Annotated in this window: 1 rRNA gene; it reads left to right on the top strand. The window is 47.4% G+C overall.

The window, feature by feature from the left end:
• A 16S ribosomal RNA gene (locus tag FG94_RS05960) occupies positions 1-89 on the top strand; the annotation flags it as partial.
• Positions 90-308 lie beyond the last annotated feature (219 nt).

Here is a 308-nt window from a genome sequence, read left to right as displayed (position 1 = left end):
GGAGGGCGCTTACCACGGTAGGATTCGTGACTGGGGTGAAGTCGTAACAAGGTAGCCGTATCGGAAGGTGCGGCTGGATCACCTCCTTTCTAGAGTAGCACCAGGAGCTAACGCTCCATCATCAAGCGTCCACGCTTATCGGCTGTTGACTGAACTGTGCTTATTCAAGACCCTGGTCTTCGATAAGTGTAGTTCTCGTTCTTTAACAATCTGGAAGAAGTAAAGTTTTTTTAAGCGTGTAAGCGAGTCGGAAACGATAAGCGAGCACACTTAGGGTAGTAATCAAGTATCAACAAACATGCAACAAG

The sequence above is a fragment of the Massilia sp. LC238 genome, assembly GCF_000735635.1.
In the GTDB taxonomy this organism is placed as follows: domain Bacteria; phylum Pseudomonadota; class Gammaproteobacteria; order Burkholderiales; family Burkholderiaceae_D; genus Telluria; species Telluria varians.
Note: the sequence above shows the minus strand (reverse complement) of the source record. Positions and strands in the feature narration are given on the sequence as shown.